The 6,085-nt window shown below is 52.9% G+C and carries 4 protein-coding genes; 2 read left to right on the top strand and 2 right to left on the bottom strand.

The window, feature by feature from the left end; all coding sequences use genetic code 11:
• On the top strand, window positions 1-469 hold a 469-nt coding region (locus tag SB13_RS14930; RefSeq protein ID WP_026741124.1), incomplete at its 5' end, for an IS3 family transposase.
• A 516-nt stretch (window positions 470-985) separates the two neighbouring features.
• On the opposite strand, the gene mdoH is transcribed toward SB13_RS14930, so the two are convergent.
• Complete coding sequence (gene mdoH / locus SB13_RS14925) at window positions 986-3,541, bottom strand: glucans biosynthesis glucosyltransferase MdoH (protein ID WP_026741123.1); 2,556 nt, start codon at window positions 3,539-3,541, stop codon at window positions 986-988.
• On the bottom strand, window positions 3,534-5,102 hold the full coding sequence (locus SB13_RS14920; RefSeq protein ID WP_026741122.1) for a glucan biosynthesis protein G: 1,569 nt from the start codon (window positions 5,100-5,102) through the stop codon (window positions 3,534-3,536). The genes mdoH and SB13_RS14920 overlap by 8 nt, the downstream gene beginning before the upstream one ends.
• A gap of 511 nt (window positions 5,103-5,613) precedes the next feature.
• On the opposite strand from SB13_RS14920, the gene SB13_RS18190 reads away from it, so the two are divergent.
• The gene (locus SB13_RS18190; RefSeq protein ID WP_072000315.1) at window positions 5,614-6,063 is read left to right on the top strand and encodes a DUF2946 domain-containing protein; all 450 of its coding nucleotides are present in this window, start codon (window positions 5,614-5,616) and stop codon (window positions 6,061-6,063) included.
• The last annotated feature ends 22 nt before the right edge of the window (window positions 6,064-6,085 follow it).

Below are 6,085 nucleotides of genomic sequence, written 5' to 3'. Positions count from 1 at the left end.
TAAGCGCTGGGCATACCTCGCCGTTGTTCTCGACCTGTTCGCGAGGAAACCGGTGGGCTGGGCAATGTCGTTCTCACCGGACAGCAGACTGACCATCAAAGCGCTGGAAATGGCGTGGGAAGTTCGCGGCAAACCAGCCGGAGTGATGTTCCACAGCGATCAGGGCAGCCATTACACAAGCAGGCAGTTCCGGCAGTCACTGTGGCGGTACCGGATCAGGCAGAGTATGAGTCGTCGTGGAAACTGCTGGGATAATAGTCCGATGGAGCGCTTCTTCAGAAGCCTGAAGAACGAGTGGGTGCCGGTGACTGGTTACACAAGCTTCAGCGATGCTACCAGTGCAATAACGGACTATATCGTTGGGTATTACAGTGCGCTCAGGCCACACGACTATAACGGAGGGTTACCACCAAACGAATCGGAAAACCGATACTGGAAAAACTCTAAAGCGGTGGCCAGTTTTAGTTGACCACTTCACATCCACCACGGATAGACGCTCCGCATCTCTTCCTATCCCGCGCAACGCGAATAGACGCCGCCTACATAGAAGGCGGCTTTATGACACCCCCTAAAATCGGGCTTACATTCGATGCTTTCAACCCACGTCACACTCGTCTCTTAGCCTCCTCCGTCCGCGACATTTTTTTCGTACCTGAATATCTGCGAATGGCCACATCTTGCGTTCTACCGGGCCCATACAATATCGCGCAGACCAGAATGTATTTTTCCTACGACATTCTGTATTCAGATAAAGATATTTTGCGAACAGACGGCACTGTATCGAAAAGTCGATAGCGGTGAAACACTCAGGCTCGGCGTGGTGCTCACCACCCAAGGCATATTCCCTATGCGAGATGGGCTTTAACTACCGTCCCTTTTTCATATCATGTTTTGCCGGGAGAAAATTTAAGCGTGAAAAAAAACGCCCGATGATATCCATCGGGCGTTTTACCTATATCGATCCTAAGCGCTCAGCAGAGTCACATTACGATTTCACCGGCGGAGCCGATAGGGTCTGATAGTACTCAGCCCAATTATTGTAACGTTCTGGCTCCTGCCACACATGATAATGCAACCGCGAGATCGTTACCGGGTCGCTAAGCAGCGCCAGTCGTTGGTGACTTTCAACCTCTTGCGGTTTGAGGCTCAAGGCCTCCGCCACGCGCTGTTTACGCACATCTTCGATAGGCTGGCTGAAGCCGTGTCGAGCTGTCGCCATTCCGCTCGCTAACGCATTAATCGTCGGGTCAAAGACCGCATGCATGAATCCGTCGTTCAGCTTGCGTTCGCGATTGAGGCGGAAATACTCATCCGTCGCCACCAGTTCGCGCGGCGGATTGTACTCTTCAGGGATCAGCAGCAGCTTCGCACGTTTGCAGGCCAGCCCAAGATTGGCGCGGCTGGAGTACACCGAAACCCAAGGAGACAGAATCAACGAGAAGACGATCGGCGCCAGCCACCACAAGAAGCGGAGATCCAGCCAAGCCATCCCCAGCGCCCAGACCAGTCCCAGCACCAGTTGAGAACCATGGCGGGTGAATGCTTCGCCCCACGAGGTTGCATCATCATCACGCTGCGGCGAGTTCCACTGTACCGACCAGCCCAGGAAAGCACTGACGACGAATACCGTGTGGAACAGCATTCTGACCGGCGCCAGCAAGACGGAGAACAGCATTTCCAGCAGCAGTGAAATGAATACCCGGATGACTCCACCGTAGGGCTTCGCCCCTTTGGCACAGGCCAAAATGACGCTCAGCAATTTCGGCAGGAACAGCAAGACCAGCGTGGTAGAAAACAGCGCGATGGCCAGCTCAGGTCGCCACTGCGGCCAGACCGGGAACAACTGCCGGGGCTGCAAGAAGTACTGAGGCTCCATCAGCGTGTGCACCACCTGCAACGCGGTCGATAAGGCCAGGAACATAAACCATAACGGCGCGGAGAGGTATGACATCACCCCGGTCAGGAACACGGCACGATGCACCGGATGCATGCCTTTGACCAGGAACAACCGGAAGTTCATCAGGTTGCCATGACACCAGCGGCGGTCACGCTTCAATTCATCCAGCAGGTTCGGCGGCAGCTCTTCATAACTGCCGGGAAGATCGTAAGCGATCCAGACGCCCCAGCCGGCTCTACGCATTAGCGCGGCTTCGACAAAGTCATGAGACAAGATCGACCCGGCGAAAGAGCCTTCTCCCGGCAACGGCGCCAGCGCGCAGTGCTCAATGAAGGGTTTCACACGGATGATGGCATTGTGGCCCCAGTAATGAGACTCCCCTAACTGCCAGAAATGCAGCCCGGCTGTAAACAACGGCCCATAGACCCTGGTCGCAAACTGCTGACAGCGCGCATACAGAGTGTCCATGCCGGATGCTCTCGGCGATGACTGGATAATCCCGGCATTCGGATTCGCTTCCATCAGTCTGACCAGATTAGTCAAACAGTCTCCGCTCATTACGCTGTCGGCGTCCAGCACCACCATATAGCTATACTGACTACCCCAGCGACGGCAGAAATCATCGATGTTGCCGCTTTTCCGTTTTACGCGACGGCGACGACGGCGATAGAAGATATGGCCTTCTCCCCCGACGTCACGACACAAATCCATCCACGCTTTTTGCTCTGCGATGCAGATATCGGGATCGTTGCTGTCACTCAACACATACATGTCGAAATGCGCCAGTTGACCCGTCGCTTCAACAGACTCGTATGTCGCCCGCAAACCGGCAAACACGCGCTCCACGTCCTCATTACAAATCGGCATGATTAACGCAGTGCGATGTTCGGGATTGAGGGCTTCATTGCCGACCGTGCTGGAAGAGATACTGTATTTATCCTTACCGATCAGCAACTGCAGGAATCCCATGAGCGCGGTCCAGAAGCCCGCGGAGACCCAGCAGAACAAGATGGCGAATAAAATCAGAATGCCGCTTTGCAGCACATAAGGCAGCAGCTGCATAACCGAGCGCAGCCAATCCTGGTGCGCCATCTCGAACGGATCGATCAGCGCCCATCCTTGATACGGCAGGATGGTCTTCATGTACCAAGTGGCAATCGTCGTTTGAAACAGCGTCAAAATCAGGAGGATATAGCGACGAATCGTACCCACGGTACGCCACCGGCTCTCTTCCTTATTTTCTTGCGCGGTGATTCGGCGTCGACGAGGCGCAGTCGATTGCCCCAAAATGCCATGCCACCAGCGCACAAGCGGGTTGGTTTGCCAGGCATCAGGAAACATGACGGCGCGTTTGATTTTCGGCATCGCCTGTATCGCTGTGCGCCCTTCCCGATCGTTGAGCAGCTGTTTTTCCTGAGACGGAGTGTCTCCCCAGCCCATTTCCAGGCGCCGCTTCACGGAGATTAAGGGTAAATCATCTTCGGACCGAAGATTCACCGTATCACCATTGGCTAAAGCCTGATGTACTTCAGAGGGGTTCGTGGGAGTCGTTGAATGCGGGAGGGATTCACGCAACGCCTCTGCCTGCTCAGCAGGCAGAGGCAATTTCTCGACATAGTCGAGAGAGGAAGTTGACTTATTCATTGGCAGGCAACTGATAGCTCCATGTTTCAGTCAAAGTAGTCTCGCCATTCACCAACGCTGCACGCATTTCCGTTGGCTTTTTGCTGTCCTTCACGCGCAGACGGATTGTCAAACGCCAGCCTTTGGTCACAGGGTTGTAACGCACGCTGTTTTCAACAATTTCACCGTTATCACCGATGCTGACCTGAGGCGCGACCGGCGTATTCGGATCCATGTCTTTCATCTGCGAACCGACGAAATCCACCAGGAAAGCAATCGTCCCATCCGGCTGACGGATCAGGTTCGACTGTTTTACGTCCCCCGTAGAACGCATGGTCTGTTTGACATAGGCAATTTCAGGAGAGTGCAATGCATCTTCATCCGTTGTGAAATGCAGACGGTATTTCACATCCAGCGGCTTGCCTTTTTCCGGCAACGTGTCCGGCGTCCAGAAAGAAACGATGTTGTCATTGGTTTCATCCGCCGTCGGGATTTCTACCAGCTCAACCTTGCCTTTGCCCCAGTCGCCCTTAGGCTCAACCCAACCACTCGGACGCTGATCGTAACGATCGTCCAGATCTTCATAGTCGGTGAAATCGCGACCGCGCTGCAACAGACCAAACCCTTTGGGGTTCTCGACAGTATAGGTGCTGACGGACAAATGTTTCGGATTGTTCAGCGGACGCCAGATCCATTCACCGTTGCCGGCATGAATAGAAAGGCCATTTGAGTCATGCAGGTTCGGACGGTAATTCAGCGTCGGAGACGGCTGGTTAGGCCCAAACAGGAACATACTGGTCAGCGGCGCAATACCCAGCTTGCCGACATTGTCACGCAGGTAAACTTTGGCCTGGACGTCTACGACGCTATCGCGTCCCGGGTACACGGTGAAGCGGTAAGCGCCCGTGGAACGCGGCGAATCCAGCAGCGCGAAAATGACCAGATGCTTGTCATTCGGTTTAGGACGCTCGATCCAGAATTCACGGAAACGCGGGAATTCTTCACCGGACGGCAGTGCCGTATCGATAGCCAGTCCACGAGCCGACAGACCATAAGTCTGCCCTTTGCCAATGACGCGGAAGTAGCTCGCGCCCAGCATGCTGACGATCTCGTCGTTTTTATCCGCCTGATTGATGGGGTACAGAATTTTAAAACCGGCGAACCCAAGGTTTTTCACCGCATCAGGATCGTGGTTGACTGAACCAAAATTAAAGTAGTCAGGCGAATATTTGATTTCTTTTACCGAGGTAGCGGTAACTTCATTGATTTTGACAGGGATATCGAAGTACATCCCCTGATGATAGAACTGCAGCTTGAATGGGGTAGGCGTTGCGTTCCAGTATGATTTATCCTGATTGAAACGAATCTGCTGATAGTCAGCGAACTTCATGTCGCGGAATTGATCGGGCAGATTACTTTTCGGTGCTTCAAACCCCTTTGCTGCCAGTTTTTCCGCTTGTTGCGCGACATCATCAATGGAAAATGCCCACGCAGGCAAAGACGTCAACGACAGCATTACAGCGGCTGAGAGCAAGCGAAGATTGTTGACTCGCTGTTTAACCTTAAATTTATTAACCAGCACATCTCCCCCTGTATGTGTGCTTCAATCAACTAAAATCCATATTAATGGATAAGTTAGCTATCCGACAACTTCATAAAGATTTGGTTCATTATGATAGGTCAGCGTTTAAACAACGGCTATCTCTATTCGTCATTTAATCCCGATTTAAACGGGCGTCGGTGATTCGCGTTGCCATTTTTCGGACATTAGAACGTCGATTCTCACTGACCGCTGCTATCTCATTCCTAAAAGCGCTGCATGCGCCTGATTCATTATCAAGCCGTCATTCCATGACAGGGCACTACCATAACGGAAATTGTAGGGATTTCGCCTAGGAATAGTCCGTTAGGCGTAAAAGCAGGGATTCTCCTCTTAGATTTGGTCTTGAGCAAGCGCAATCACGGCCGACACAAGCAAAGTCTTTCTATTTGAAAAATCGCGAGTGACAGGAACGTCATAACACCTATAAAACACATTTGTGTGACGTTTTTTTCCCTAAATACGCTACAGTCACGCCATCAAAATATGCTCTATGCTTAAGCGCGCTATGTCACTGTTCGAGTTAAGGCGAAAAAGCGGGCCATATTGGCTCGGTATTTTTGCCGTCATCATCATTTTTATCTCTCCAGTGGTTGCCCAACTTCTGGCGCGATGTCATGACGCCCGGAATCAGACAGAGCTTCATCACAGGCATGTCGGTGTAGCTACGTCAATGCACGAGCATGCCCCTTCGCCCTCTCCCGCAAGCCATGATGTAGCGCAGGGACACAGTGCGTGCGGCTATTGCGTACTGTTTTTGCATCTTCCCGCGCTGCAACCGCCCAGCAATGATCTGATGCCGCGAACGCACTGGCACACCGCGCGAACACTGAAAACCGAATGGCCGCAGCGCATTTCTGATGCGCATTACCCCTCCCAGTTAGCTCGCGCACCACCGTGCTCTTTCGCAGTGAATTCGCTCACCGCGCGCTCACATATCTGAAACATCGATTCTGCGCGCCTGT

Origin of the sequence: Lonsdalea quercina subsp. quercina (assembly GCF_000688695.1) — a bacterium.
GTDB classification, from domain to species: domain Bacteria; phylum Pseudomonadota; class Gammaproteobacteria; order Enterobacterales; family Enterobacteriaceae; genus Lonsdalea; species Lonsdalea quercina_D.
The sequence above is the reverse complement of the archived record's forward strand: the minus strand, read 5'-3'. Positions and strand labels throughout refer to the sequence as shown.